This window comes from Pseudomonas sp. PDM13 (assembly GCF_025685765.1).
Lineage (GTDB): Bacteria > Pseudomonadota > Gammaproteobacteria > Pseudomonadales > Pseudomonadaceae > Metapseudomonas > Metapseudomonas solani.
Window position 1 is genome coordinate 55344 of record NZ_JAOTQU010000009.1, and the last position, 25212, is coordinate 80555.

General features: G+C 67.2%; 28 protein-coding genes. 12 read left to right on the top strand and 16 right to left on the bottom strand.

Annotated elements, in window-relative coordinates; genetic code table 11:
* Positions 1-26 precede the first annotated feature (26 nt).
* From ftsY to OEJ36_RS11760, 5 genes are all read left to right on the top strand, one after another.
* Positions 27-1451: a signal recognition particle-docking protein FtsY gene (gene ftsY / locus OEJ36_RS11740; protein WP_263401638.1), complete on the top strand. Its 1425-nt coding sequence runs from the start codon at positions 27-29 to the stop codon at positions 1449-1451.
* Positions 1448-2116: a cell division ATP-binding protein FtsE gene (gene ftsE, locus OEJ36_RS11745; RefSeq protein ID WP_263401639.1), complete on the top strand. Its 669-nt coding sequence runs from the start codon at positions 1448-1450 to the stop codon at positions 2114-2116. Before ftsY ends, ftsE begins: the two co-directional genes overlap by 4 nt.
* The gene (ftsX, locus tag OEJ36_RS11750; protein WP_021218339.1) at positions 2116-3135 is read left to right on the top strand and encodes a permease-like cell division protein FtsX; all 1020 of its coding nucleotides are present in this window, start codon (positions 2116-2118) and stop codon (positions 3133-3135) included. The genes ftsE and ftsX overlap by 1 nt, the downstream gene beginning before the upstream one ends.
* Before the next feature lie 113 nt (positions 3136-3248).
* Complete coding sequence (gene rpoH, locus OEJ36_RS11755; RefSeq protein ID WP_263401640.1) at positions 3249-4103, top strand: RNA polymerase sigma factor RpoH; 855 nt, start codon at positions 3249-3251, stop codon at positions 4101-4103.
* Between the two features lie 58 nt (positions 4104-4161).
* Complete coding sequence (locus OEJ36_RS11760) at positions 4162-4767, top strand: hypothetical protein (protein ID WP_263401641.1); 606 nt, start codon at positions 4162-4164, stop codon at positions 4765-4767.
* A 1-nt stretch (position 4768) separates the two neighbouring features.
* On the opposite strand, the gene mtgA is transcribed toward OEJ36_RS11760, so the two are convergent.
* Positions 4769-5479 carry a monofunctional biosynthetic peptidoglycan transglycosylase gene (mtgA, locus tag OEJ36_RS11765; RefSeq protein ID WP_263401642.1) on the bottom strand — a complete coding sequence of 237 codons (711 nt, stop codon included), beginning with the start codon at positions 5477-5479 and terminating at the stop codon, positions 4769-4771.
* 69 nt (positions 5480-5548) lie between these two features.
* Between mtgA and OEJ36_RS11770 the strand changes: the two genes are divergently transcribed.
* The 5 genes from OEJ36_RS11770 to OEJ36_RS11790 all read left to right on the top strand — a co-directional run bounded on the left by OEJ36_RS11770 (position 5549) and on the right by OEJ36_RS11790 (position 9302).
* Complete coding sequence (locus tag OEJ36_RS11770; RefSeq protein ID WP_021218343.1) at positions 5549-5926, top strand: DUF423 domain-containing protein; 378 nt, start codon at positions 5549-5551, stop codon at positions 5924-5926.
* 114 nt (positions 5927-6040) lie between these two features.
* The gene (thiS, locus tag OEJ36_RS11775) at positions 6041-6241 is read left to right on the top strand and encodes a sulfur carrier protein ThiS (RefSeq protein WP_043240875.1); all 201 of its coding nucleotides are present in this window, start codon (positions 6041-6043) and stop codon (positions 6239-6241) included.
* A 20-nt stretch (positions 6242-6261) separates the two neighbouring features.
* On the top strand, positions 6262-7056 hold the full coding sequence (locus tag OEJ36_RS11780) for a thiazole synthase (protein WP_043240872.1): 795 nt from the start codon (positions 6262-6264) through the stop codon (positions 7054-7056).
* Between the two features lie 8 nt (positions 7057-7064).
* Entirely contained in the window at positions 7065-7781 is a 717-nt protein-coding gene (gene trmB / locus OEJ36_RS11785; protein WP_184488404.1) for a tRNA (guanosine(46)-N7)-methyltransferase TrmB, read from the top strand.
* Between the two features lie 177 nt (positions 7782-7958).
* A complete protein-coding gene (locus tag OEJ36_RS11790; protein WP_263401643.1) occupies positions 7959-9302 on the top strand; it encodes a DUF1329 domain-containing protein in 1344 nt (447 codons plus the stop codon).
* 149 nt (positions 9303-9451) lie between these two features.
* On the opposite strand, the gene OEJ36_RS11795 is transcribed toward OEJ36_RS11790, so the two are convergent.
* The 13 genes from OEJ36_RS11795 to OEJ36_RS11855 all read right to left on the bottom strand — a co-directional run bounded on the left by OEJ36_RS11795 (position 9452) and on the right by OEJ36_RS11855 (position 20193).
* Positions 9452-9706, bottom strand: coding sequence for a hypothetical protein (locus tag OEJ36_RS11795; RefSeq protein ID WP_111262611.1), 255 nt, complete (start codon positions 9704-9706; stop codon positions 9452-9454).
* A gap of 57 nt (positions 9707-9763) precedes the next feature.
* Positions 9764-10087 (bottom strand): DUF3392 domain-containing protein, encoded by a 324-nt coding sequence (locus OEJ36_RS11800; RefSeq protein WP_021218349.1) that lies wholly within the window; start codon positions 10085-10087, stop codon positions 9764-9766.
* 16 nt (positions 10088-10103) lie between these two features.
* Positions 10104-11318: a radical SAM family heme chaperone HemW gene (gene hemW / locus OEJ36_RS11805; RefSeq protein ID WP_263401644.1), complete on the bottom strand. Its 1215-nt coding sequence runs from the start codon at positions 11316-11318 to the stop codon at positions 10104-10106.
* On the bottom strand, positions 11315-11908 hold the full coding sequence (gene rdgB / locus OEJ36_RS11810; RefSeq protein ID WP_263401645.1) for an RdgB/HAM1 family non-canonical purine NTP pyrophosphatase: 594 nt from the start codon (positions 11906-11908) through the stop codon (positions 11315-11317). The genes hemW and rdgB overlap by 4 nt, the downstream gene beginning before the upstream one ends.
* Positions 11905-12324, bottom strand: coding sequence for a DUF4426 domain-containing protein (locus OEJ36_RS11815; protein ID WP_184488407.1), 420 nt, complete (start codon positions 12322-12324; stop codon positions 11905-11907). Before OEJ36_RS11815 ends, rdgB begins: the two co-directional genes overlap by 4 nt.
* Before the next feature lie 17 nt (positions 12325-12341).
* Positions 12342-12962, bottom strand: a complete 621-nt coding sequence (metW, locus tag OEJ36_RS11820; protein ID WP_263401646.1) for a methionine biosynthesis protein MetW — start codon at positions 12960-12962, stop codon at positions 12342-12344.
* A gap of 10 nt (positions 12963-12972) precedes the next feature.
* Positions 12973-14112 carry a homoserine O-succinyltransferase MetX gene (gene metX, locus OEJ36_RS11825; protein ID WP_263401647.1) on the bottom strand — a complete coding sequence of 380 codons (1140 nt, stop codon included), beginning with the start codon at positions 14110-14112 and terminating at the stop codon, positions 12973-12975.
* Between the two features lie 99 nt (positions 14113-14211).
* Positions 14212-16191, bottom strand: a complete 1980-nt coding sequence (locus OEJ36_RS11830) for a dynamin-like GTPase family protein (RefSeq protein WP_263401648.1) — start codon at positions 16189-16191, stop codon at positions 14212-14214.
* Between the two features lie 202 nt (positions 16192-16393).
* Positions 16394-16690, bottom strand: coding sequence for a DUF167 domain-containing protein (locus tag OEJ36_RS11835; RefSeq protein ID WP_263401649.1), 297 nt, complete (start codon positions 16688-16690; stop codon positions 16394-16396).
* Positions 16690-17283, bottom strand: a complete 594-nt coding sequence (locus OEJ36_RS11840; protein ID WP_184488410.1) for a YggT family protein — start codon at positions 17281-17283, stop codon at positions 16690-16692. Before OEJ36_RS11840 ends, OEJ36_RS11835 begins: the two co-directional genes overlap by 1 nt.
* Positions 17284-17445: 162 nt before the next feature.
* Positions 17446-18660 carry a hypothetical protein gene (locus OEJ36_RS11845; protein WP_263401650.1) on the bottom strand — a complete coding sequence of 405 codons (1215 nt, stop codon included), beginning with the start codon at positions 18658-18660 and terminating at the stop codon, positions 17446-17448.
* 5 nt (positions 18661-18665) lie between these two features.
* On the bottom strand, positions 18666-19484 hold the full coding sequence (gene proC / locus OEJ36_RS11850; RefSeq protein ID WP_021218359.1) for a pyrroline-5-carboxylate reductase: 819 nt from the start codon (positions 19482-19484) through the stop codon (positions 18666-18668).
* 13 nt (positions 19485-19497) lie between these two features.
* Positions 19498-20193, bottom strand: a complete 696-nt coding sequence (locus tag OEJ36_RS11855) for a YggS family pyridoxal phosphate-dependent enzyme (protein ID WP_263401651.1) — start codon at positions 20191-20193, stop codon at positions 19498-19500.
* Between the two features lie 68 nt (positions 20194-20261).
* Here OEJ36_RS11855 and pilT point away from each other — a divergent pair, with 68 nt between their 5' ends.
* Positions 20262-21296, top strand: coding sequence for a type IV pilus twitching motility protein PilT (gene pilT / locus OEJ36_RS11860; protein WP_111262598.1), 1035 nt, complete (start codon positions 20262-20264; stop codon positions 21294-21296).
* A gap of 129 nt (positions 21297-21425) precedes the next feature.
* Positions 21426-22571 (top strand): PilT/PilU family type 4a pilus ATPase, encoded by a 1146-nt coding sequence (locus OEJ36_RS11865; RefSeq protein ID WP_021218362.1) that lies wholly within the window; start codon positions 21426-21428, stop codon positions 22569-22571.
* Here the strand turns inward: OEJ36_RS11865 and OEJ36_RS11870 are convergent.
* Both OEJ36_RS11870 and OEJ36_RS11875 read right to left on the bottom strand, forming a co-directional pair.
* On the bottom strand, positions 22504-23997 hold the full coding sequence (locus OEJ36_RS11870) for a UdgX family uracil-DNA binding protein (RefSeq protein WP_263401652.1): 1494 nt from the start codon (positions 23995-23997) through the stop codon (positions 22504-22506). The genes OEJ36_RS11865 and OEJ36_RS11870 overlap by 68 nt on opposite strands.
* Positions 23997-25211 carry a putative DNA modification/repair radical SAM protein gene (locus OEJ36_RS11875; RefSeq protein ID WP_263401653.1) on the bottom strand — a complete coding sequence of 405 codons (1215 nt, stop codon included), beginning with the start codon at positions 25209-25211 and terminating at the stop codon, positions 23997-23999. The genes OEJ36_RS11870 and OEJ36_RS11875 overlap by 1 nt, the downstream gene beginning before the upstream one ends.
* Position 25212 lies beyond the last annotated feature (1 nt).

Below are 25212 nucleotides of genomic sequence, written 5' to 3' on the forward strand. Positions count from 1 at the left end.
GCCGCTCCTTGAGATACAAGCTACCCATGTTTGGTTCCAACGACGACAAGAAGACGCCGGCCGAGGCCGCTGAGAAAAAATCCCTGTTCGGCTGGCTGCGCAAGAAACCGCAGGAAGCGGCCCCCGTGCCGCCCGCAGAACCCACCCAGCCCGAGCTGCCCGCCGCCGAGGCGCAGCCGGTTGCGCCTGCTCCGGTGGTCGAGCCCGTTGCCGAGGTCGCGCCGGTCGCTGCCCCAGCGGCAGAGCCGCAGCCCCTGCCGACACCCGCTGCGCCGCAAGCGCCGGTTGACGTGGTGCCGGCTCCCGCCGAGCCTGCTGCACCTGCACCTGCACCTGCACCTGCACCTGCACCTGCACCTGCACCTGCACCCATCGTCGAAGCGCCCGCTCCGGCACCGGTGGTCGAAGTGCCTGTTCCTGCTGCGGTTGCCGAACCCACTCCTGAGCCCATTCCTGAGCCCGTAGTCGAAGCCCCCGTCGCCGCGCCGGCCCAGCCGCAGCCGGTGACCGAGGCCGCCAAGGCCGGCTTCTTCGCCCGCCTCAAGCAGGGCCTGTCGAAGACCAGCGCCAGCCTGGGCGAAGGCATGGCCAGCCTGTTCCTCGGGCGCAAGGCCATCGATGACGACCTGCTGGATGAGATCGAAACCCGCCTGCTGACCGCCGACGTCGGCGTCGAGGCCACCACCGCCATCGTCCAGAGCCTGACCCAGAAGGTCGCGCGCAAGCAGCTGGCCGACAGCGATGCCCTGTACAAGGCCCTGCAGGACGAACTCGCCGCGCTGCTCAAGCCGGTGGAGCAGCCCCTGCGCATCGAGGCCGAGAAGCGCCCCTACGTGATCCTCGTGGTCGGCGTGAACGGCGTCGGCAAGACCACCACCATCGGCAAGCTGGCCAAGAAGCTGCAGCTGGAGGGCAAGAAGGTCATGCTCGCCGCGGGCGACACCTTCCGTGCCGCTGCCGTGGAGCAGCTGCAGGTCTGGGGTGAGCGCAACAATATTTCCGTGATCGCCCAGCACACCGGTGCCGATTCCGCCTCCGTGATCTTCGATGCCGTGCAGGCCGCCAAGGCCCGTGGCATCGACGTGCTGATCGCCGACACCGCCGGCCGCCTGCACACCAAGGACAACCTGATGGAGGAGCTGAAGAAGGTGCGCCGCGTGATCGGCAAGCTGGACGAAAGCGCTCCCCACGAGGTGTTGCTGGTGCTGGACGCCGGCACCGGCCAGAACGCCATCAACCAGGCCAAGCAGTTCCACCAGGCGGTCAACCTCTCCGGCCTGGCGCTGACCAAGCTCGACGGCACCGCCAAGGGCGGGGTGATCTTCGCCCTGGCCAAGCAGTTCGCCCTGCCGATCCGCTATATCGGCGTTGGCGAGGGCATCGACGACCTGCGCGACTTCGAAGCCGAGTCCTTCGTGCGTGCGCTGTTCGCGGAGCGGGAGCGCGCATGATCCGTTTCGAGCAGGTGGGCAAGCGCTATCCCAATGGCCACGTCGGCCTGCATGAACTGAGCTTCCGCGTGCGTCGCGGCGAGTTCCTCTTCGTCACCGGCCACTCCGGCGCCGGCAAGAGCACCCTGTTGCGCCTGCTGCTGGCCATGGAACGCCCGACCACCGGCAAGCTGCTGCTGGCCGGCCAGGACCTGTCGCAGATCACCACCTCGCAGATCCCCTTCCTGCGCCGGCAGATCGGCGTGGTGTTCCAGAACCACCAGTTGCTGTTCGACCGCACCGTGTTCGACAACGTCGCCCTGCCGCTGCAGATCCTCGGCCTGGCCAAGCCCGAGATCGCCAAGCGCGTCGGCGTGGCGCTGGAGCGGGTGTCCCTGGCCGACAAGGCCGAGCTGTACCCGGCCGATCTTTCCACCGGCCAGCAGCAACGCGTCGGCATCGCCCGCGCCGTAGTGCACCGCCCGGCCCTGCTGCTGGCGGACGAACCCACCGGTAACCTCGACCCGCGCCTGGCGGCCGAGATCATGGGCGTCTTCGAGGATATCAACCGCTTGGGCACCACGATTCTGATCGCCAGCCACGACCTGGCACTGATCGCGCGCATGCGCCATCGCATGCTCACCCTGCAACGTGGCCGCCTGATCGGCGACGGGGAGGCCGGCTGATGAGCGCTACCCGCATGCCACCGCCCAAACCCGCCGAGCGCGTGGGCGCCACCGCCAAACCGACCGAACCGCAGAAAGACGGCGAGGAAGGCCCGGACTTCAGTGCCCTGCTGCACGCCTGGCTGGAAGCGCACCGCGCCAGCCTGGTGGACAGCCTGCGCCGCCTGGGCCGCCAGCCCATCGGCAGTTTCTTTACCAGCCTGGTGATGGCCATCGCCCTGAGCCTGCCCATGGGCCTGTCGCTGCTGCTCAACAATGTCGAGCGCTTGGGTGGCTCCTGGCAGCGCGCCGCGCAGATCTCGCTGTTCCTGCAGATGGACGCCGGCGAAGCCGACGGCCAGAGGCTGCGCGAGGAAATCACCGGCATGGCGGATGTCGCCGAGGTCGAATGGATCAGCCGTGAACAGGCGCTGGACGAGTTCCAGCAGCAGTCCGGCCTGGGCCAGGCGCTCAAGGAGCTGCCGGAAAACCCGCTGCCCGGGGTGATCCTGGTGACGCCCAAGGAAGTCGATAAGACCACCCTCGAAGCCCTGCGCCTGCGCCTGGCCGAGCTGCCCAAGGTGCAGCAGGCCCAGCTCGACCTGGTCTGGGTGGAGCGCCTGTCGGCGATCCTCAAACTGGGCGAGCGTTTCGTCTTCGGCCTGACCCTGCTGCTGGTGTCGGCCCTGCTGCTGGTGATCGGCAACACCATCCGCCTGCACATCGAGAACCGCCGCACCGAGATCGAAGTCATCAAGCTGGTCGGTGGAACCGATGCCTATGTGCGGCGTCCCTTCCTTTATATGGGCGCACTTTATGGTATCGGCGCCGGGCTGTTGTCCTGGCTGGTGCTGGCCTTCGGCCTGAACTGGCTGAACGATGCGGTGGTCCGCCTGGCCGGCCTGTACGGCAGCGACTTCGCCCTGGGCGGCGTGCCATTAGCCGATGGTCTATCCCTGCTTCTGGGGGCCGTGCTGCTGGGATACATTGGCGCCTGGCTGGCCGTGGCGCGTCATCTCAGCGAATTGGCGCCGCGCTAGAAGCCCCTTGTAAAAGGCTGCCCATGGATGGGGTGTAACGAAACTTTTACGCCCCCTTGCAGTCATAAAAGCCAGTGCTAAACTGCGCGAGCTTAGTGAATCGGAGGATTCGCATGACCACTTCCTTGCAACCTGTCTATGCCCTGGCTCCCGGTGCGAACCTGGATGCCTACGTGCATGCGGTCAACGGCATTCCGCTGCTGACCCCCGAGCAGGAGCGCGAACTGGCCGAACGCCTCTTCTACCAACAGGATCTGGAAGCGGCGCGGCAAATGGTGTTGGCGCACCTGCGCTTCGTTGTACATATCGCCAAGAGTTATTCCGGCTATGGTCTGGCCCAGGCCGACCTGATCCAGGAAGGCAACGTCGGCCTGATGAAGGCCGTGAAACGTTTCAACCCGGAAATGGGCGTTCGTCTGGTGTCCTTCGCGGTGCACTGGATCAAGGCCGAGATCCACGAGTTCATCCTGCGCAACTGGCGCATCGTCAAGGTCGCCACCACCAAGGCGCAGCGCAAGCTGTTCTTCAACCTGCGCAGCCAGAAGAAGCGTCTGGCGTGGCTGAACAATGACGAAGTCCATGCCGTGGCCGAGAGCCTGGGTGTGGAGCCGCGTGAAGTGCGGGAGATGGAAAGCAGGCTGACCGGCCACGACATGGCGTTCGACCCGGCGGCGGATGCCGACGACGACGCTGCCTACCAGTCGCCGGCCCATTACCTGGAAGACCATCGCTACGACCCGGCCCGCCAGCTGGAGGAAGCGGACTGGAGCGACAGCTCCTCCGCCAGCCTGCACGAAGCGCTGGAAGGCCTGGACGAGCGCAGCCGTGACATCCTCCAGCAGCGTTGGCTGGCTGAGGACAAGGCGACGCTGCATGACCTGGCCGCCAAGTACAACGTCTCCGCCGAGCGTATCCGCCAGCTGGAGAAGAATGCGATGAACAAGCTCAAGGGCTTCATCCAGGCGTAAGCCAGCGACCCATCCGAAGCCGCCCCCACGGGCGGCTTTTTTCTGCCCGGAGCAAACCATGCCGATGCCCGCCTTCCGCCCGAAACACTGGCTGCTGTTCGCCGCCGTGGCGCTGGTGTTCTTCTCCCTGGCGCTGTGGTTGCAGCGCAGTGCCGGCCCGGCTGAGCCCCTGGGCTGGGTCGCGGCCTGGCAGCAGCCGCTGCTGGAGCCCATGGCCGAGGGCAACCTGACCCTGGGCGCCCTGAACGGCCAGGCCCCGGGTGAGCTGTGGCTGCAGTCGGCCAGTGCCGGGCCGCGCCTGCTGTTCCTCAGTACGGGGGCGGGGGCTGATGCCTGCAACCTGGAAGCCGAGCTGGCGCTGGATGATGGCGAGCGGAAAAGCCTGCTCAAGGCGCTGGGCGATGGCGGCAACCAGGGCGAGCAGCCTCTGAGCCCGAAGCTGCTGGAGCAGCTGGCTGGGCATCGCATCGCCGCCCTGGAGCTACGCCCGCAACAGCCTCCGGCGGCGGAGCGCCTCGCCGCCAGCATCGGCCAGCCGCGCCTGCGCCTGCAGTTGGGGGAGGGTGAAGCCTGGGTCTACCCGACCGAGGGGCTGACCGCCCATGTGCTGGACGAACAGCTGCACCTGGTCCGCGTGGTGCCTCGCAGCACGATGAAACACTGACTCAGATCGGCGTGACCGGCTTGAGCTGCTCCAGGTAGTGAGTTCCACCCAGCTGGGCCATCTGCCGGCGGATCCAGCCGGCACGGCGGGCGACATAGCCCCCCGGGCGCCCGGCATTCCATTCGCGGGGGTTGGGCAGCACAGCGGCCAGCAGGCTCGACTGCTGGCGTGACAGGTAGGGTGCGGCGATGCCGAAGTGGTGCTTGGCCGCGGCTTCGGCGCCGAACACGCCGTTGCCCCATTCCGCACTGTTGAGATAGACCTCGAGAATCCGCTGCTTCGACCAGAGCAGCTCGATCAGCCCGGTGAACCAGGCTTCCAGGCCCTTGCGCAGCCAGCTGCGGCCGGACCAGAGGAACACGTTCTTGGCCACCTGCTGGCTCAGGGTGCTGGCACCGCGCAGCGAGCCGCCGCGCTCGTTATGGGCGAGGGCGGCGCGGATGGCCGGGACGTCGAAGCCCCAGTGCTCGGCGAACTTCTGGTCCTCGGCGGCGATCACCGCGATCTTCAGGTCGTCCGGCAATTCCTTCCAGGGGCGCCAGGTGCGCTGCAGGTCGATGGGCTCGCCGTCGACCCAGGACTCGATCTTGCGCTCCACCATCAGCATGGTGCCCGGTGGCGGCACCCAGCGGAAAACCAGCACCAGCAGCACCGAGCCGGCGGCGAACCAGAGCAGCAGTTTGAACAGGCGACGGCTGAGGGATCGGAACATGCGTGGGCTGGCCGGGGATTGGTTTGCGCGCCATTATAGCGGCCGCTTCCTACTTGTCTGGAGTCTTAGATGGCCCGCTTGTTCCTGCTGTTTTCCGCCTTCGCCGGGTTCACTGGCGTCGCCCTCGGCGCTTTCGCCGCCCATGGCCTCAAGGCCCGCCTCAGCCCCGAGCACCTGGCGGTGTTCCAGACCGGCACCCATTACCAGCTGATCCACGCCCTCGCGCTGTTCGGCGTCGGGCTGCTATCCCTGCACCTGCCCGGCCGCCTGGTGAATGCCGCCGGTGGCCTGTTCGCCCTCGGCATCCTGCTGTTCTCCGGTAGCCTCTACGTGCTCACCCTCACCGGTGTCAGCAAGCTCGGCATCATCACGCCCTTTGGCGGCGTGGCCTTCCTCGGCGGCTGGCTGTGCCTGGGTCTGGCGGCTTGGCAACTGTCGGCACGCTGATCGTCCCAAGTCTGACCCTGGCGTCAAAAATGAGGACGAATGGCGCCATTCAGCCTTGGTCATCGGCATGGATCGGGCTAGAATGCCGACCCCTCAAGTTGTGACCGCATTGTCATGCACATTCAGTTGAACGGCGAACCCTTCGAGCTGCCCGACGGCCAGACCGTCGCGGACCTGATCGTGCGCCTGGACCTGACTGGCCGCCGCGTCGCGGTCGAACTCAACCTCGATATCGTGCCGCGCAGCCAGCATGCCGCCACCGCGCTCAGCGAAGGCGACCAGGTCGAAGTGGTACACGCCATCGGTGGCGGCTAGGCCGCCCGCTAGGAGTCCTCATGAGCCAAACGCCGATCGACAAGCCTTTCACCCTGGCTGGTCGTACCTATGAGTCGCGCCTGCTGGTCGGCACCGGCAAGTACAAGGACCTCGACGAGACCCGCCGCGCCATCGAAGCCTCGGGCGCCGAGATCGTCACCGTGGCGGTGCGCCGCACCAACATCGGCCAGAACCCCGGCGAGCCCAACCTGCTCGACGTGATCCCGCCGAGCCGCTACACCATCCTGCCGAACACCGCCGGCTGCTATGACGCCGTGGAAGCCGTGCGCACCTGCCGCCTGGCCCGTGAGCTGCTTGATGGCCACAACCTGGTGAAGCTGGAAGTACTGGCGGACCAGAAGACCCTCTTCCCCAACGTGATCGAAACCCTCAAGGCCGCCGAAGTGCTGGTCAAGGAAGGCTTCGACGTGATGGTCTACACCAGCGATGACCCCATCATCGCCCGCCAGCTGGCCGAGATCGGCTGCATCGCGGTGATGCCGCTGGCCGGCCTGATCGGCTCGGGCCTGGGCATCTGCAACCCCTACAACCTGCGCATCATCCTCGAGGAAGCCAAGGTTCCCGTGCTGGTGGATGCCGGTGTGGGCACCGCCTCCGATGCCACCATCGCCATGGAACTGGGTTGCGAGGCCGTGTTGATGAACACCGCCATCGCCCATGCCCAGGACCCGGTGATGATGGGCGAGGCGATGAAGCACGCTATCGTCGCCGGCCGCCTCGCCTACCTGGCAGGGCGCATGCCGCGCAAGCTCTACGCCAGCGCCTCGTCGCCGCTGGATGGTCTGATCCGCTGAGATAAACCATGACTGAACAGCAGGACTCGCCGGCAGAAGCCGGCGAAGTGCGTCACCGCACCATCAAGAGTTTCGTGATGCGCGCCGGGCGCATGACCGAAGGCCAGCAACGCGGGCTCGACCAGGGCTGGCCGAAATTCGGCCTCGAGCTGGCCGACGGCCCCCGTGATTTCGATGCCCTGTTCGGCCGGACTGCGCCGCGCACCTTCGAGATCGGCTTCGGCATGGGCCACGCCACCCTGGAGATGGCCGCCGCCGCGCCGGAGCAGGACTTCATCGGCGTCGAGGTGCATCGCCCCGGCGTCGGCGCGCTGCTCAACGGCGCCATGACCCAGAACCTGAGCAACATCCGCGTCTACAGCTGCGACGCCCTGGAAGTGCTGCGCGACTGCGTGGCGGACGCCAGCCTCGAGCGCGTACTGCTGTTCTTCCCGGATCCCTGGCACAAGTCGCGTCACCACAAGCGCCGTATCGTCCAGCCGGCATTCGCCGAGCTGGTGCGCAGCAAACTGCGGATCGGTGGCGTGCTGCACATGGCCACCGATTGGGAGCACTATGCTGAACACATGCTGGAGGTGATGAACGTCGCCCCCGGTTACCGCAATCTGGCGGAGGATGGGCGTTACGTGCCACGCCCTGAAGAGCGCCCGATCACCAAGTTCGAACGTCGTGGCGAGCGTCTCGGCCATGGCGTGTGGGACCTGAAGTTCCAACGCGTCGACTGATCCACCCTTCGCGGCCCAGGCCGCGACTGCCACGGACGAGCACAACCATAGACCGGGACCACCCGGCGCCAGGACGGCACCCTCACCTGATCCGACGGAAATAAAGAGCCCCGCCTATAGTGGTGGTGGCACAAGAACAATAGCGGCGCGACCCGAGCGCGCCGCGAGGAGAAGGCTGTGTTGAGAAAGTTTGCAATTCTGCTTCTGGCCTCCTGTGCCCTGCAGGCGCAGGCCAAGGTCGGTGCTGACGATGCTGCGCGCCTGGGCGGGGAGCTCACGCCGCTGGGCGGCGAGCGTGCGGGCAATGCCGAGGGTTCGATTCCGGCCTGGGACGGCGGCCTGGCGACTCCGCCGGCCAGCTACCAGCCCGGCATGCACCACCCCGATCCCTTCGCTGGCGAAGCGCCCAAGTACATCATCACCAGCAAGAACGCCGGCCAGTATGCGGCGCAGATGCCGGCAGGCCTCAAGGCGCTGGTGGAGACCTACCCGGATTACTCCGTGCGCGTCTTCCCCACCCATCGCAGCGCCGCCGCCCCACAGCGCATCTATGAGGCGACCCGTGCCAATGCGGTCAACGGCGAGCTGATCGCCGGCGGCAACGGCGTACAGGGCGTAGCGGCGGGCATTCCGTTCCCGATCCCCTCCAGCGGCCTGGAAGTCATCTGGAACCACATCCTGCGTTACCGTGGCGACCAGATCCATTTCGTCACCAACCAGGCGGCGGTGCTGGCCAACGGCAGCTACAACCTGCAGAAGCTGGATCGCAACATCTACTTCGTCTACGGCCGTGATGGCGTAGAGCCGAAGGACCTGGAAAACACCATCTTCTACTACAAGTACGCGGTCGTGGCCCCGGCCAAGCTGGCCGGTTCCGCGCTGGTGGTGCAGGAGACCCTCGACCAGGTGCTGTCGATCCGCAAGGCCTGGCGCTTCAACCGTGGCGAACGCCGCGTGCGCCGCCTGCCGATGCTGGCCTATGACACCCTGCAGCCGGATACCAACGGCATGGCCACCGCCGACGTCGTCGACTCCTACAACGGCGCGCCGGAGCGCTACGAGTGGAAGCTGGTGGGCAAGCAGGAGACCCTGGTCCCCTACAACAGCTATGCCGTACACCAGAAAGGCATCCCCTACGATCAGATCCTCAAGACCAAGTTCGTCAACCCGGACCTGCTGCGCTACGAGCTGCACCGCACCTGGGTGGTCGAGGCGAACCTGCGCAAGGGCTTCTCCCACCCGTACGCCAAGCGTCGCTTCTACATCGACGAGGACAGCTGGCAGATCCTCGCGGTGGACCTGTACGACAAGGACGGTCAGTTGATCGGCCTGCAGGAAAGCCACCCGATCAGCTACTACGATGTACCGATGTTCGGCAGCACCCTGGAAACCATCTACGACTTCAAGGGCGGCCGCTACTTCGCCGATGGCCTCGACAACAACGAGCCCATGTACGACTTCAACGCCCCGCTGGGCCCGCGTGACTTCACGCCGCAGGCGCTGCGCCGCGAAGGCAACTGATATTCCGGCCTGCCTGGCCACTCCAGCCGCCCTTCGGGGCGGCTTTTTATTGGGCGCGGGAAAAGCGTCGGCCGGGTGGCATGTGCGTCGAGGTGATGGGTTTCGCTTCGCTCTCCCCATCCTACGATGCGGGTAGGGGTGGGCCCTTTCTAGTTGATCATTTCCGCGCCGAGGATGGTCTGCTCCGGCAGGGCCGGCGGTGCGGGGCTGATCTGCATGTACTTGATGCTTTCGCGGGGGATGAGCAGCAGGTCGCCGTCCACCTCGATGCTGACGAAGGCCGATTCCATCTGCTTGCGCAGGCCGCGCGCGACCTCCACCGGGTCGCTGGACTGCTGGGGAAAGCGCAGCGCCAGGCGCTGGCCGTCCTGGAAGTGCATGTAGAGGTGCTTGATCGGCTTCATGGCGTGCTCCTTGTCGATGACGTGGCGGCCAGTGGCCGCCGGAGCGCGCCCTGAGCCTCAGTTGCGGTCGGCGAGGACGCCGATCAGGAAGAAGACTAGTAGCAGGACGGGGGCCAGGGTGTAGTTGTTGAAGTAGCCCAGGCCCTTGGCCAGCCAGGGGGTGAGGAAGATCATCGCCAGGCCGTAGCCCAGGGCGCAGAGGGCGACGAACAGCAGGGTGCGGAAGAGGAAGTTGAGGCCGCCGATGCGCTGCTGGACCCAGGCGTTGATGCCGGGGCCGAGCAAGACCAGCAGGGTTGCCATGATCGCCAGGGAGATGTCGTAGAGGTGGCTGCGGCTCCAGCGGGAGAGGGTCGCGACCAGGTCCAGAAGCAGGTCCATCCGTTGTCCTTAGCCCTCAGGGCAGGAAGTGTTGCAGCAGGTCGTTGAGGAACAGCTGGCCTTCCCGGGTCGCCACCAGGCGCGTCGGGTCGGTATCGAGCAGGCCGCGGGCCTGGGCCTCGCTGCGCGCCTCGGCGAGGCCGGAAAGCGGCATGCCGGTGCGCGAGCTGAACAGCTCGGCCTGCACGCCATCGGTGAGGCGCAGCACGTTCATGAGGAATTCGAAGGGCAGCTCGCCCGCATCCAGCACCCGTTCGCCGGCCTGGAAGGGTTTGGCCGTATCCAGGTAATCCTTGGGCAAGCGGGTCTTCCAGGTGCGCACGATATGCCCGGCCGGGTCGCTGAGCTTGGCATGGGCGCCGGCACCGATGCCGAGGAAGTCGCCGAAGGTCCAGTAGTTGAGGTTGTGCCGCGCACGTCGGCCTTCGCGGGCATAGGCGGAGACTTCGTACTGGGCGTAACCATGCTCGGCCAGCAGTGCCTGCCCGGCTTCCTGGATGTCCCAGAGGATGTCGTCCTCGGGCAGCTCCGGCGGCTGGGTCCAGAACACCGTGTTCGGCTCCATGGTCAGCTGGTACCAGGACAGGTGCGTCGGCCCCTGGTCGATGGCGATGCGCAGGTCACCCAGGGCGTCTTCGATGGACTGGTCCGGCAGGCCGTGCATCAGGTCCAGGTTGAAATTGTCGAAGCCGGCCTGGCGGGCCATGTCGGCGGCGCGGATCGCCTCGCCACCATCGTGGATGCGCCCCAGGGCCTTGAGCTTGGCTTCCTGGAAGCTTTGCACGCCGATGGACAGGCGGTTGATGCCCAGTTGCCGGTAGGCGGAGAACTTGGCCTGCTCGAAGGTGCCCGGGTTGGCTTCCAGGGTGATCTCGATATCACGAGCGAAGGGCACGCGCCGCTCGACGCCTTCCAGCAAGCGGCCGAGAGCCTTGGCGCTGAACAGGCTGGGGGTGCCGCCGCCGAAGAAGATCGAGGTCAGCTCGCGGCCATGGACGTGGTGCAGGTCGGCGTCCAGGTCCGCCAGCAAGGCGTCGACATAGGCCTCTTCGGGCAGCTCGGGGCCGGCAGCGTGGGAGTTGAAGTCGCAGTACGGGCATTTGCGCACGCACCACGGAATGTGGATGTAAGCCGCCAGAGGCGGCAGCTGGAAGCCTGAAGCTGCAAGCGGCAAGTTCGGAGCTTCTTTGCTTGTGGCTTGCAGCTCGTGGCTTGCAGCTTCCTTCTTCATATCCCCAACCGCTGCTTCAGCAGGGCCATGGCGCGGGCGCGATGGCTGAAGCGGTTCTTCTCGGTGGGCGGCATCTCGGCGCTGGAACAGTCGCCTTCGGGCACCCAGAACAGCGGGTCGTAGCCGAAGCCGTGCTCGCCACGGGCTTCAAAGAGGATGCGGCCGCGCCAGGCGCCTTCGCAGAGGATCGGCAGCGGGTCGTCGGCGTGGCGCATCAGCGCCAGGGAGCAGATGAACTGCGCGCCGCGCTGGGCTTCCGGCACGTCCTTGAGGGCGGCCAGCAGCTTGGCGTTGTTGGCTGCGTCACCCTGGCCGTCGGCATAGCGCGCCGAGTAGATGCCGGGGGCGCCGCCGAGGAAGTCCACCGCCAGGCCGGAGTCGTCGGCCAGGGCCGGCAGGCCGGACACGCGAGCGGCGTTGCGGGCCTTGAGGATGGCGTTCTCGACGAAGGTCAGGCCGGTTTCCTCGGGCTCGACGTCGCTGAACTCACCGATCGAGCGCACACGCACGCTGTCGCCGAGCATGGCCTGGAGTTCCTTGAGCTTGCCGGCGTTGTGGCTGGCCAGCACCAGTTCTTTGAAGGGCATCATTCGTCTGGGAAGAATTCCTGGTCGAAGTTGAAGGTATTGGGCGCGTTGTCGCCCTGCTGCACCGTCAGGGTGAAGTTGAGCATTTCGCGCTGGCTGAAGGGGAACTGCGCCAGGTAGTAGATGGCGCCGCCCTCGTTGACCTGCTTGAAGGCCAGCGGGGTGACCTTGCCGAGCAGGTCCTTCACCTGGCCGCTGACCTGGGCGGTGCTGGCCTTGCCGGCCTTGAGCACGGCGACGTTGACCACGCCCTGGGTCTTGCTGCGCACCAGGCCGACGGCGGCGGCGACGTCCGGCTGCAGGAAGCCGGAGTTGAACGCGCTGTAGTGCACGTCGAGGTCACCGAAGGTCTGCTTGCGTTCGGCCACGGCCGGCAGGGCCAGGCACAGGGCGAAGAGGAAAAGGGTCAGGCGGCGCATGGTGGGGGTCCTCCGGTTCAGATCGCGATACGGCTTTCCAGCACGCTGGGGCCGCTGACGCGATAGATGCCGATCTCTCCTAGAAGATTAGGCCATACGCGGCTACCCAGGTTGTGGCGGTGCTCGTGGTCGACCGCCAGGCGGTCGAGCACCTTCATCTTCATCTCCCGGCACAGGGCTTCGAAATCCTTGAAGGTGCAGAAGTGGATGTTCGGCGTGTTGTACCAGGTGTAGGGCAGGAACTCGGACACCGGCATGCGGCCGTTGCGCGCGAGGTACCAGCGGCAGCGCCAGTGGCCGAAGTTGGGGAAGGTGATGATGCACTGGCGGCCAACGCGCAGCATCTCTTCGAGGATGCGGTCGGGGTAGTGCACGGCCTGCAGCGCCTGGGTCATCACCACCACGTCGAAGCTGTTGCTGGCGAAGTTGCCCAGGCCCTTGTCCAGGTCCTGCTCGATGACGTTGACGCCCTTGCTGACGCATTGGGCGATATTGTCCGGGTCGATCTCCAGGCCGTAGCCGGTGACCTGCTTGTTGTCACGCAGCCAGGCCAGCAGTTCGCCGTCGCCGCAGCCGAGGTCGAGCACGCGGCTGCCGGCGGGGATCCAGTCCTGGATGATTTCGAGGTCGGCGCGCACGGTGGCTCCCTTAGACGGCGATGCGGTTCATGTAACCGCTGAAGGCTTGCAGGTAACGCGGGATCGGCATGAGGAAGGCGTCGTGGCCCTGGGGCGCGTCGATTTCCAGGTAGCAGACGTTCTTCCGCGCGGCGGTGAGGGCGTCGACGATCTCCCGCGAGCGGGCCGGGGAGAAGCGCCAGTCGGTGGTGAAGGACATCACGCAGAAGTCCGCCGTGGCACCGGCCAGGGTCTTGGCCAGGTCGCCGTCGTGGGCGGCCGCCGGATCGTAGTAGTCCAGCGCCTTGGTCATCAGCAGGTAGGTGTTGGCGTCGAAGCGGCCGGAGAACTCCTCGCCCTGGTAGCGCAGGTAGCTCTCCACCTGGAACTCGACGCTGTGGAAGTCGTAGTTGAGCTTCTCGCTCTTCAGGCCGCGGCCGAATTTCTCGCCCATGGCGTCGTCGGACAGGTAGGTGATGTGGCCGACCATGCGCGCCAGCATCAGGCCGCGCTTGGGGATCACGCCCTGGTCCTGGAAGTGGCCGCCGTGGAATTCCGGGTCGGTGAGGATGGCCTGGCGCGCCACTTCGTTGAAGGCGATGTTCTGGGCCGAGAGTTTGGGCGCCGAGGCGATGGCCAGGCAGTGGCGCACGCGCTCGGGGTAGCTGATGGTCCACTGCAGCGCCTGCATGCCGCCGAGGCTGCCGCCGACCACGGCGGCCCATTGGCTGATGCCCAGGACATCGGCCAGGCGGGCCTGGCTGTGCACCCAGTCTTCCACCGTCATCACCGGGAAATCGGCGCCGAAGGGCTTGCCGGTGGCCGGGTTGATGCTGGAGGGACCGGTGGAGCCGTTGCAGCCGCCGAGGTTGTTGAGGCTGACGACGAAGAAGCGGCGGGTATCGATGGCCTTGCCGGGGCCGATGCAGCTGTCCCACCAGCCGGGCTTGCGGTCTTCCATGCTGTGGAAGCCGGCGGCGTGGTGGTGGCCGGACAGGGCGTGGCAGATCAGCACGGCGTTGCTGTGGTCGGCGTTCAGCTCGCCGTAGGTCTCATAGACCAGGTCGTACTCGGCCAGGCTGCGGCCGCAGGCCAGCGGCAGCGGCTCGCTGAAGCGCTGCACCTGGGGCGTGATCAGGCCGACGGAATCTTCGGGGATGACGGTGGGCATCGCAGCCGCTGCTCTTTATCTGGGAAGGGCGCCAGTCTAAAGAGCACCGTCCCCCCCGGCAACAGGCGGAACGGTGGCCAAACCCTTGAATGGAAAGGCTCAGGCTTCGTGTTGCTGACGCACCAGCCCGGGCAGGCTGACCACCTTGCCCTGGCGCTGGATGGGCGCCGGGCGACGCAGCACGCGGAGCATGTCGTTGGCCTGGGCCAGCTGCTTTTCCAGCTCGCCGGTGTAGCGCGACAGCTGCAGCACGCGCTGGCGCGCCTGCTGGGTGTCCTGGGCCAGGGCCTTGAGGCGCAGCATGTGGGTTTCCAGCAGCTGCTTGTGCTCCAGGGTGTTCTGCATCAGCGGCATCAGCGCTTCGTTGGCCCACTGCGCGGCGTCCTGGCGCAGGCGCTGGTGCATGCCGATCACTTCCTGCACCAGGGTGGCGAAGAAGCGGCGGGTCAGCAGGCGCTGCTCGGTGAGCAGGGTCTTCAGGTGCAAGCGGAACTGGTCGGCCTTGCCCCGCAGCTGGCGCAGCTCGCGCTGGTAGCGGGTGACATCGAACTGCGGGGCATCGACGCCCTGCAGCGGGTTTTCCTCGTTGTGCCGGCGGTAGACGGCCGAGACCATCTTGTTGGCCATGTCGGCCTCGTGTTCGAGGCTGTGCAGGTCTGCTTCCACCGAGCGGAAGAAGTGCAGGATGGCCTGGTTGATGCCCACCGTGGTCCAGCTGCTGGTGAGGTTGCGGCGCACCCGGGCCAGGTGCTCTTCCAGGCGCTCGGGGCGGGCGGCGGCGCGGAGCATGTCGCCCTGGCGCTTGAGCAGGCGCTGGTTGGTCTTCAGGCCGAGCAGCCGGCGATGGTGGCGGGCGTGGTCTTCCTTGGTGCGGGCGGTCAGCTCGAAGAGCATCTGGCCGTTGTCCTGCTGGTGGTTGCTGAGCAGCTCCTGCTGCTCGCGCACCTTGTCCAGGCGCAGGCTGAGCACGTGCTGGCTGTTCTGCAGCAGGGCCAGCACCTGGTTGACCACGCGGGTCTGCAGCAGGCGCTCCTTCTGCGCGACGATGCGTTCGCAGAGCAGGGTCTCGAGGTTGGCCATCTGGCTGCGTTCCAGCAGCTCATGGTCCTTGCGCACCTTGGCCAGCAGCGCCTGCTTGGCCGACAGCGGCAGCACGTCTTCGCGGCGGATGCCGAGCTGGCGGGCGGTGGATTCCTGGATCTGGCGGATGGCGTTCTGCACGAAGGTCTCGCCGGCGAGGTCGTCCCAGAGCACGTCGACCTTGTTCAGCACGGCGAACAGGCTGGTCTGGGTGTCTTCGTCGAGCTGGCGGATGTGCTGCTGCCAGATGTCCATGTCGCTGGCGGTGACGCCGGTGTCGGCGGCCAGCAGGAAGATGATCGCCTGGGCGCTGGGCAGCATCGACAGGGTCAGTTCTGGTTCGCTGCCCAGGGCGTTCAGGCCCGGGGTGTCGAGGATGCGCAGGCCCTGGCGCAGCAGCGGGTGGTCGAAGTTGACCATGGCGTGGCGCCAGGCCGGTACCAGCACCATGCCGGGGCGGCCGGCGGATTCCAGGGTGTCGGGGTGGAAGCCGAGCTGGATGGCCTGCTCCACCGGCATCGGCTTGGTCTTGGCCACCTGGGTGAAGGCCTGGACCATGTTGTCCGGGTCGCTGATATCCAGCGGGATGTTCACCCAGTGCCGGGGGATGCGCTTGAACTGCGCGACGCTGGCCGAGGCGGTGCGCGTCTCGATCGGCAGTAGGCGGATGTAGGAACGCTCCGAGCGCGGGTCGAAGAACAGCTCGGTGGGGCACATGGTGGTGCGGCCGGCGTGGGACGGCAGCATGCGCTGGCCGAACTCGGAGAAGAACAGGCTGTTGATCAGCTCGGTCTTGCCACGGGAGAACTCGCCGACGAAAGCCAGGGTGATGTGATCGGTGCGCAGCAGGCGCAGGGTGCGCTCGAGCTTGTCCTGCACCGCATCGGAATTGAGGCGGTTGTGTTCCAGCCAGCTGCGATAGCGGGTGATCTCGCGCATCAGCTCGCGTTTCCAGGCGACGTAGGCGTCGACCTGTTGACTGAGACGTTCCATGCTCATCCTGGCTCTCCTTCCGGCAGCGCGTCCTGCGTACAGAAATGTGGGAACTCGACATCGATGCGACGGCGACCTGGCGGCTGCCGTTTGCCCTGGCCGGGCGGGCCCGCCGCCTGTGGTGGCGCGAGCGGAGGAATGGCTCGCATTATCCGGGGCCCGACGGCGCCGTCAATCGGCCCGCTCGGCGGTCCCGCCTTAAGGTCTGTCAGGACGACCGAGCGGTCAGTCCGGGCAGCTCCGGGAGCTTCTGCGGGGCGCGGATGCGCACGCGTTTCTGCCGGTTCAGCTCACCGCTCTCCAGGCTCACCAGGCTCTTGGCGACGCCGAAGGCCTGGCCGAGGAAGGCCAGCAGGTGCGCATTGGCCTTGCCCTCCACCGGGGGCGCGGTGAGGCGGATCTTCAGGCGCTCGCCATGCAGCCCGGCGAACTCGTCGCGGCTCGCCTTGGGCTGCAGGTGGACGTCGAGGATCAGGTCCTCGACGTCCCAGCGGAAGAAGCTCATTACATGAAGGGGCTGAGGATCTTCGGCATCCCGGTCATCACCGCCAGGTTGCCGATCACCAGCATGTCGATCAGGCGCAGGGCGATGAAGGCGAAGATCGGCGAGATGTCCAGGCCGCCGAGGTTGGGCAGCAGCTTGCGGAAGGGCGCCAGCAGCGGCTCGCAGATCTGGTTCACCAGCTGGGCGCCGGGGTTGTAGCTGTTGGGGGCGACCCAGGAGAGGATCACGCTGATGATCATGGCGAAGAAGAACACCTTGATGAACAGCGAGGTCACGGCGATCAGCGCCCACACCAGCAGTTGCAGCAGGTAGCCGCCGACGCCGTAGCCCATGAGGACCAGGGTGACGATCATCAGCAGCAGCTGGATGAGGATGGCCAGTACCAGGGACGCCACGTCCAGCCCGGCGAAGCCGGGGATGATCTTGCGCAGCGGATTCAGCAGCGGCTTGGTGGCGCGCACGATGAACTGGCTGAGCGGGTTGTAGAAGTCGGCGCGCACCAGCTGCAGGATGAAGCGCAGCAGCACGATCAGCAGGTAGAGGCTGCCAAGGGTCTGGATGACGTAGATGGCGGCGGTGGAAAGTCCGGTCATTAGGCGTTCCTTGTGGGCGTTGGGACCCCGGGCGCGAGGTCGGGGCTCGCTACGGGGCGCTTGGCGCGGTCGGCTGGCGACGGCGTTGCGTGGAGATAATGTAGGGAATTCATGGCGAACGGTCGCGGAAATCTGTTGCGGGCTGTATGCACGGTGGTTTCCTCAGCGCCTGGCCATCAGGTCCGGGCCCTGGCAGGCCGGGTCGGCGGCATCGCTCACCGACAGCAGGGTGAAGCCACCGGGCTCCTGGCGGATCGCCAGGTAGCGATGGGGGCCGCCTTCCAGGGGCTGTTCGCTGGTCAGCTCCAGTTCCACCTGGAAGCGCTCCAGCGCGGCCTGGCAGCCGCGCACGGCGCCATAGTTCAGGGTCACGTCGCGGCGGGCTTCGAGGGCCAGCAGGTGCTCGCGGGCGAGCAGGGATTCGCTGGCGTTGTCCGGCTCGCTCCATTCGCGGGCGGTGTCGGCGCCGACCTGCAGCCACTCGTCGACGAAGTCGCGGCCGCTCTTGGCGGCGGGCTGCACGCGGTGCAGCGCCTCGCCATCCAGGCGGTAACGGAGGATGCCGGGGCGGGTGAGGATGTCCACATCCAGCATGCCGACTTCGGTGCGCAGCTCGAAACCGTCCGGGCTGGGCTTGAGGCGGGTTTCCACTTCGTCACGCACATAGCCGTGCTCGACATGGTCGAGCACGCGCTGGGGCGTGTCGCCCTGGCGCGGCTGCACGATGTCGATGCTCAGGCGGCTCCAGCGCGAGGTGCACCAAGGGGTGCCGTGGGCGATCACCAGCTGGCCGCCGGGCAGGCGCAGGTGGCGGAAGAAGTCGCCGTTGGCGCCGGATATCTCGCTGTAGCCGTTGCTGCGCCAGTCCAGGCTGCGCACCCAGTGGCCGTTCTCGCGGCTGTAGCCGAGCAGCAGGTTGTCGTCGCCACAGGGGATGTCGAAACCGGCGTTGACCAGCAGCATGGGATCGGGGGTGTCCTCGCGGCGCACCACCAGGCGGAGGCTGTCGTCGCCGGCTTCGCGGGCGCCATTGCTCGGCGCCAGGTGCGCGGCCAGCGTTGCCTGCAGCCCATCGGGGTCGACGGTTTCGTCGCTGCACGCCAGCTGTGCGTCGATGGCGGCGGCGAGGCTCTCCTTATAGGCGTCCAGCGCTGCCACCAGGGGCGGGGCGAGGCTGTCGTCCATCTCGCCGGTGCGCTCGTCGAGGCGGCGCTGCAGTTCCTGCTTTGCGCTGGCCACCGCGTGCTCCAGCGTCACCGGAGCGGGGCATTCGGCCGCCCGGGCGGCGGTGCCGGCAAGGATGAGGGCAAGCAGGGTGGCGCCCGCAGCGACGCGCTCCAGCGGGGAGCGCGGGCAACGCGTCGACGACGGGCGCATGGCGGTCACTGGCCCAGCTGTTCCGCCAGTTCGGCGGAGCGGTTGTCGGCGGCTTGCAGCGCCTGCTCCACCAGGGACTCGAAGGCGTTGCCCTGGAAGGACTTGATGGCCGCTTCGGTGGTGCCGTTGGGCGAGGTCACGCGGCGGCGCAGCTCGTCCGGGCCGACATCGCTGGCCACCGCCATGCGCGCCGCACCGAGGGCGGTCTGCAGGGTCAGGCGGGCGGCGACGTCCGGGGCCAGGCCGAGCTTCTCGCCGGCGGCGGTCATGGCCTCCATGAGCAGGAAGAAGTAGGCCGGGCCGCTGCCGGAAACGGCGGTCACGGCGTCGATCTGCTTTTCCTCGTCCAGCCACAGGGCGATGCCCACGGCGCTGAGCAGTTGCTCGGCCTGCTGGCGCTGCTCGGCGCTGACCGCCGCGGTGGCGTACAGGCCGCTGGCGCCTTCGCCCAGCAGCGCCGGGGTGTTGGGCATGCAACGCACAATGGAGTCGACGCCCAGCCAGCGCGCGAGGCTGGCGCTGGGGATGCCGGCGGCGATGGAAACGATCAGCTGGCCGGCGGACAGGCTCGGTGCCAGCGCCTCGCACACGGCCTTCATCACCTGGGGCTTGGTGGCCAGCACCACCACGTCGGCGTCACGTACCGCCTCGGCGTTGCTTTCCACCACTTCGATGCCGTGCTCGGCGGCCACCTTGGCGCGCTGCTCGGCGCCGGGATCGCTGGCGCGGATGTGGCTGGCCGGTACGCCCTGGGCGCGCAGGCCGCCGATCAGGCTGGCGGCCATGTTGCCGGCGCCGATGAACGCGATGCGGGTAGTGCTCATGGATGCTTCCTTCTTATTGCTGTGCGGGCTGGCCGTAGTCGCGGGCGCCGAACAGGGCCGTACCGATGCGGACCCAGGTGGCGCCCTCGGCGATGGCCGCTTCGAGATCGTGGCTCATGCCCATGGACAGGGTGTCCAGCGGCAGGTTCAGTGAATGGGACAGTTGCTGGAGGCGGGCGAAGGCCGCGTGCTGCTCGGCGCGGTCCTCGGTGGGTTCGGGAATGGCCATCAACCCGCGCAGGTGCAGGTTGGGCAGGGCCGCCACGGCGGCGGCCAGGGCCGAAAGGTCCTCGGGGGCGCAGCCGGACTTGCTCGCCTCGCCGCTGACGTTCACCTGCAGGCAGACGTTCAGTGGCGCCAGGCCGGCCGGGCGCTGTGCGGAGAGGCGCTCGGCGATCTTCAGGCGGTCCACCGAGTGCACCCAGTGGAAGTGCTCGGCGATGGGCTTGGTCTTGTTCGACTGGATGGGGCCGATGAAATGCCAGGTCAGCGGCAGGTCGGCCAGTTCCTGCTGCTTGGCCAGGGCCTCCTGCAGGTAGTTCTCGCCGAAGTCGACCACGCCGCAGGCATGGGCCTCGCGGATCGCGGCCGCCGGTTTGGTCTTGCTCACGGCCAGCAGGCCGATGGCGGAAAAATCACGCTCCGAGGCTTGCGCCGCCTCACGGATACGCGCGCGAACCTTTGCAATATTCTCTGCTATCGTGGACATTACCTGCGCTCTACAGCCCGGCCTGAGTGGGTCTGCGGCATTCTAACCGCTTGGAATTGGGGAGTCCCATGGATATTACTGAGCTGCTTGCCTTCAGCGCGAAGCAGGGCGCGTCGGACCTGCATCTCTCTGCTGGCCTGCCGCCGATGATCCGCGTCGACGGTGACGTGCGCCGCATCAACCTGCCGGCCATGGACCACAAGCAGGTGCACGCGCTGATCTACGACATCATGAACGACAAGCAGCGCAAGGACTACGAGGAGTTCCTCGAGACCGACTTCTCCTTCGAAGTGCCTGGCGTAGCGCGTTTCCGGGTCAACGCCTTCAACCAGAACCGTGGCGCCGGCGCCGTGTTCCGTACCATTCCCTCGAAGGTACTGAGCATGGAAGACCTGGGCATGGGTGAGATCTTCAAGAAGATCTCCGACGTGCCGCGCGGCCTGGTGCTGGTGACCGGTCCCACCGGCTCGGGCAAGTCCACCACCCTGGCGGCGATGCTCGACTACCTCAACGGCACCAAGTATCACCACATCCTCACGGTCGAAGACCCCATCGAATTCGTTCACGAATCGAAGAAGTGCCTGATCAACCAGCGCGAGGTGCACCGCGACACCCTCGGCTTCAACGAAGCCCTGCGCTCGGCACTGCGGGAAGACCCGGACATCATCCTGGTGGGTGAGATGCGCGACCTGGAGACCATCCGCCTGGCACTGACCGCCGCGGAAACCGGTCACCTGGTGTTCGGCACCCTGCACACCACCTCCGCCGCCAAGACCATCGACCGCGTAGTCGACGTGTTCCCGGCCGAGGAAAAGTCCATGGTCCGCTCGATGCTCTCCGAATCCCTGCAGTCGGTCATTTCCCAGACCCTGCTGAAGAAGATCGGCGGTGGCCGTGTGGCGGCCCACGAGATCATGATCGGCACCCCGGCCATCCGTAACCTGATCCGCGAGGACAAGGTGGCGCAGATGTATTCCGCCATCCAGACCGGCGGCGGCCTCGGCATGCAAACCCTGGACAGCTGCCTCAAGGGGCTGGTGGCCAAGGGCCTGGTGAGCCGCGAAAGCGCGCGCGAGAAGGCCAAGAGCCCGGAAAACTTCTAACCAGCGACGGGCGCCCCGGTCGGGGTGCCCGTTTCGCCGTAGCGCGGCGCCATGCCGCGACGGCAACCCCGGTCATCGGGGCTTTCGGCGTCGCCCCAGGCGACCGGCACGTTCACTGCGAGAAAGACCATGGAATTCGAGAAACTGTTGCGCCTGATGGTCGAGAAGGGCGGCTCCGACCTGTTCATCACCGCCGGCGTCCCCCCGTCGATGAAGGTCAACGGCAAGATCATGCCCGTGACCAAGAACGCCATGTCCCCGGAGCAGACCCGCGAAACCGTTCTCGCGGTGATGAACGAGCAGCAGCGCCGTGACTTCGCCGAGAACCACGAGTGCAACTTCGCCATCAGCGCCCGGGGCATCGGCCGTTTCCGCGTCAGTGCCTTCTACCAGCGCAATCTGGTGGGCATGGTGCTGCGCCGCATCGAGACCAACATCCCCACCCTGGATGACCTCAAGCTGCCGGAAATCCTCAAGAAGCTGGCGCTGACCAAGCGCGGCCTGGTGCTCTTCGTTGGCGCCACCGGCACCGGCAAGTCCACTTCCCTGGCGGCGATGATCGGCTACCGCAACAAGAACAGCAGCGGCCACATCATCTCCATCGAAGACCCGATCGAGTACATCCACCAGCACCAGAGCTGCATCGTCACCCAGCGCGAAGTGGGCATCGATACCGAGTCCTTCGAAGTGGCGCTGAAGAACACCCTGCGCCAGGCGCCGGACGTGATCCTCATCGGTGAGGTGCGGACCCGCGAAACCATGGACCATGCCGTGGCCTTCGCCGAAACCGGTCACCTGTGCCTGGCCACCCTGCACGCCAACAACGCCAACCAGGCGCTGGACCGGATCATCAACTTCTTCCCTGCCGACCGTCAGCAGCAGGTGTGGATGGACCTGTCCCTCAACCTCAAGGCCATCGTCGCCCAGCAACTGGTGCCGACCCCGGACGGCAAGGGTCGCCGCGCGGTGATCGAGGTGCTGATCAACACCCCGCTGGCCGCCGACCTGATCCGCAAGGGCGAGGTCCACGAGCTCAAGCCGCTGATGAAGCGCTCCACCGAGCAGGGCATGCAGACCTTCGACCAGGCGCTGTACACCCTCTACTCCCAGGGCGAGATCACCTACGAAGACGCGCTGCTCTACGCCGACTCGGCGAACGACCTGCGCTTGATGATCAAGCTCGGCTCCGAAACCGACGGCGATCACCTCACGAGCATGAGCGGTGGCCTGTCGCTGGAAGTGTCCGAGGAAGACCCGGGCCGTCGCTTCCGCTGACCGCCCCTTCGCCCTGCTGCGCCTGCCGCAGGGCGTCCACCAGCTCCCGGTAGAGCTGCTCGCCGCCGTCGCGGTTGCGCAGCACCGCCGCTGGGTGCGGTGCCACTGAAATCCACCTGCCTTCATGACGCAGCGGCTTGCCGAGGTAATCGGCCAGGCGGATGCGCTGCGGGTCATGCAGGCCCAGCAGCGAAGCCAGCGCGGTACGCCCCAGGGCCACCACCCATTGCGGCTGGCGCTCCTCCAGTTCGCGGGCCAGCCAGGGGTGGCAGGCGCGGATCTCCGCCGGCTTGGGTGTGGTGTGCCAGCGCGTCGCCGCGCGACCCAGTGCGCCGCCCCGGGGCTCCCACTTGAAGTGTTTCACCGCGTTGGTCAGGTAGACCGCCTGGCGTGACAGCCCGGCGTCGGCCAGGGCGCGCTGCAGCACCTGGCCGGCGGGGCCGAGGAAGGGGCGCCCGGCCAGGTCCTCCTGGTCACCCGGCTGTTCGCCCACCAGCATGATCCGCGCCTGCGCCGGACCTTCGCCTGGCACGGCGCAGGTCGCGTTGCGCCAGATGTCGCAGCGCCGGCACTGGTCCAGGCGGGTGTCGGGTGCCCGTTCCGGTTGCGCGGCGTCGCGGGCGATCAGCACCTCCTTGCCCTGGCGGGCGCCCACCTCCGGCGCCTGGGCCAGGCGCTGCCGGCCGGTGCGGGCGTCGGCTACCAGTTCGGGGATCAGCGCGCCTTCCGCCAGGTGCTTCCAGAAGCGTGCCGGCATATGGCTGCGCATCACCTCGGGGTTCAGGCGGGACGGGTTGAAGGTGCTGCGGTAGTAGGCCGTCCACAGGGATTGGCTCGGGTCGTCGTGACCTTCGATGGCCTCGCACAGGCCAGGCGGGCAGGGCGACTGGTAGGCCAGGTGCTCGCCGTCGAAGTGGGCGAGCCCTTCCGGCGTGCCGATCAGCCAGCTGTGGCGGCCCATGCGCGGCACGAAGTGCTCGGCGCCCAGGTCCAGCACGTCGTGGGCGGGTTCGTGCCAGGCCAGGTAGTCCGGGGCGCCTTGCGCCTTGTCGCCGGGGCGGAAGCGCAGGAAGGCGTGCATGTGGTGGGCTTCGCGGCGCACCGCCTTGATCCGCCGCTGCAGTTCGGAACCGTCGCGGTCGCCGGCGAGCATGGCGCTGCGGTCCCCCTGTGCCACGCGCCAGAGCACCTGGTAGAGCAAGGCCCAGCGGTCGTGGGCGCGGAAACGTGCGGCGTCGGCCAACAGCGCCGGCAGCTCCCGGGGGATGGACACGCTGGCGGCGCCGGCGGGGGAGGGCGCTGCGTCGTCGCCGTCGAACAGCCCGGGCGTCCAGTCCACGGCCTGGGGCTCGATGCCCTCCAGCAGCAGCTGCCGGGCCTGGTCACGCCAGCCGGCGAAGCTGCCGTCGAAGCGGATGGCGCGCATCACCAGAGGGCCATCTGCTGGACCGGGGCATCCCCCAGGCGCTGGCGCAGCACGGTGGATTCCAGGGTGGCGTCACGGGGGCGGTAGTCCTGGGTGACGATGAAGGGCTTGGCCTTTTCCATGGCACAGCGCAGGCGCGCCACGTCGGCGTAGCGGATGCGTCGCTGGCGGCGCAGCTCCACCAGGCGGTTGGCGCTGAGCACGCCGATGCCGGGCACGCGGGCGATCATCGCCGGCTCGGCGCGGTTCAGGTCGAGGGGAAACTGCGCGCGGTTGGCCAGGGCCCAGGCCAGCTTGGGGTCGATGTCCAGGGGCAGGTTGCCGGGGGTGGCGATCAGCTCGCTCACCGCGAAGCCGTAGCCGCGCAGGAGGAAGTCGGCCTGGTACAGGCGGTGTTCGCGCAGCAGCGGCGGCGCTTCGAAGGGCACGGTCTTCGGGCTCTGCGGGATGGGGCTGAAGGCGGAGTAGTAGACGCGCTTCAGGCGATAGGCGCCGTACAGCGTCTGCGCGGTGTCGAGGATGGTGCGGTCGTCGGTGTCGTCGGCGCCGACGATCATCTGCGTGCTCTGCCCGGCAGGGGCGAAGGCCGGTGCGCGTTTCTCCGCGCTGGCCTCCTCTACGCCCAGGCGGATGCGCCCCATGGCGCGGCGGATCGGTGCACCGCGCTTCTCCGGGGCCAGGCGGGTGAGGCCGTCCTCGGTGGGCAGCTCGATGTTGACGCTGAGGCGGTCGGCGTAGCGCCCGGCTTCGGCTATCAGCTCCGGCGCCGCGTCGGGGATGGTCTTCAGGTGGATGTAGCCGCGGAACTGGTGCTCTTCGCGCAGCAGGCGGGCCACGCGGATCAGCTGCTCCATGGTGTAGTCGGAGGAGCGGATGATGCCGGAGCTGAGGAACAGCCCGCTGATGCAGTTGCGCCGGTAGAAGTCCAGGGTCAGGGTCACCACCTCCTCGGGGGTGAAGCGGGCCCGGGGCACGTCGCTGGAGCGGCGGTTGACGCAGTACTGGCAGTCGTAGAGGCAGAAGTTGGTCAGCAGGATCTTCAGCAGTGCCACGCAGCGGCCATCGGGTGTGAAGCTGTGGCAGATGCCCATGCCGTTGGTGGCGCCGACGCCGGCTTTGCCCGCCGAGCTGCGCTTGGGGGCGGCGCTGCTGGCGCAGGAAACGTCATACTTGGCGGCGTCGGCCAGCACGGTTAGTTTGTCGATGAGTTCCATG

Coding starts and splice junctions, on each gene's coding strand:
- OEJ36_RS11875 (WP_263401653.1), bottom strand. CDS start 25,211: ATGGAACTCATCGACAAACTAACCGTGCTGGCCGACGCCGCCAAGTAT.
- thiS (WP_043240875.1), top strand. CDS start 6,041: ATGCACATTCAGTTGAACGGCGAACCCTTCGAGCTGCCCGACGGCCAG.
- mtgA (WP_263401642.1), bottom strand. CDS start 5,479: ATGTTCCGATCCCTCAGCCGTCGCCTGTTCAAACTGCTGCTCTGGTTC.
- rpoH (WP_263401640.1), top strand. CDS start 3,249: ATGACCACTTCCTTGCAACCTGTCTATGCCCTGGCTCCCGGTGCGAAC.
- OEJ36_RS11865 (WP_021218362.1), top strand. CDS start 21,426: ATGGAATTCGAGAAACTGTTGCGCCTGATGGTCGAGAAGGGCGGCTCC.
- OEJ36_RS11855 (WP_263401651.1), bottom strand. CDS start 20,193: ATGTCCACGATAGCAGAGAATATTGCAAAGGTTCGCGCGCGTATCCGT.
- OEJ36_RS11815 (WP_184488407.1), bottom strand. CDS start 12,324: ATGCGCCGCCTGACCCTTTTCCTCTTCGCCCTGTGCCTGGCCCTGCCG.
- OEJ36_RS11840 (WP_184488410.1), bottom strand. CDS start 17,283: ATGACCGGACTTTCCACCGCCGCCATCTACGTCATCCAGACCCTTGGC.
- OEJ36_RS11770 (WP_021218343.1), top strand. CDS start 5,549: ATGGCCCGCTTGTTCCTGCTGTTTTCCGCCTTCGCCGGGTTCACTGGC.
- pilT (WP_111262598.1), top strand. CDS start 20,262: ATGGATATTACTGAGCTGCTTGCCTTCAGCGCGAAGCAGGGCGCGTCG.
- OEJ36_RS11870 (WP_263401652.1), bottom strand. CDS start 23,997: ATGCGCGCCATCCGCTTCGACGGCAGCTTCGCCGGCTGGCGTGACCAG.
- OEJ36_RS11800 (WP_021218349.1), bottom strand. CDS start 10,087: ATGGACCTGCTTCTGGACCTGGTCGCGACCCTCTCCCGCTGGAGCCGC.
- OEJ36_RS11780 (WP_043240872.1), top strand. CDS start 6,262: ATGAGCCAAACGCCGATCGACAAGCCTTTCACCCTGGCTGGTCGTACC.
- ftsE (WP_263401639.1), top strand. CDS start 1,448: ATGATCCGTTTCGAGCAGGTGGGCAAGCGCTATCCCAATGGCCACGTC.
- OEJ36_RS11845 (WP_263401650.1), bottom strand. CDS start 18,660: ATGCGCCCGTCGTCGACGCGTTGCCCGCGCTCCCCGCTGGAGCGCGTC.
- OEJ36_RS11835 (WP_263401649.1), bottom strand. CDS start 16,690: ATGAGCTTCTTCCGCTGGGACGTCGAGGACCTGATCCTCGACGTCCAC.
- hemW (WP_263401644.1), bottom strand. CDS start 11,318: ATGAAGAAGGAAGCTGCAAGCCACGAGCTGCAAGCCACAAGCAAAGAA.
- trmB (WP_184488404.1), top strand. CDS start 7,065: ATGACTGAACAGCAGGACTCGCCGGCAGAAGCCGGCGAAGTGCGTCAC.
- metX (WP_263401647.1), bottom strand. CDS start 14,112: ATGCCCACCGTCATCCCCGAAGATTCCGTCGGCCTGATCACGCCCCAG.
- proC (WP_021218359.1), bottom strand. CDS start 19,484: ATGAGCACTACCCGCATCGCGTTCATCGGCGCCGGCAACATGGCCGCC.
- ftsX (WP_021218339.1), top strand. CDS start 2,116: ATGAGCGCTACCCGCATGCCACCGCCCAAACCCGCCGAGCGCGTGGGC.
- ftsY (WP_263401638.1), top strand. CDS start 27: ATGTTTGGTTCCAACGACGACAAGAAGACGCCGGCCGAGGCCGCTGAG.
- rdgB (WP_263401645.1), bottom strand. CDS start 11,908: ATGATGCCCTTCAAAGAACTGGTGCTGGCCAGCCACAACGCCGGCAAG.
- OEJ36_RS11760 (WP_263401641.1), top strand. CDS start 4,162: ATGCCGATGCCCGCCTTCCGCCCGAAACACTGGCTGCTGTTCGCCGCC.
- OEJ36_RS11795 (WP_111262611.1), bottom strand. CDS start 9,706: ATGAAGCCGATCAAGCACCTCTACATGCACTTCCAGGACGGCCAGCGC.
- OEJ36_RS11830 (WP_263401648.1), bottom strand. CDS start 16,191: ATGAGCATGGAACGTCTCAGTCAACAGGTCGACGCCTACGTCGCCTGG.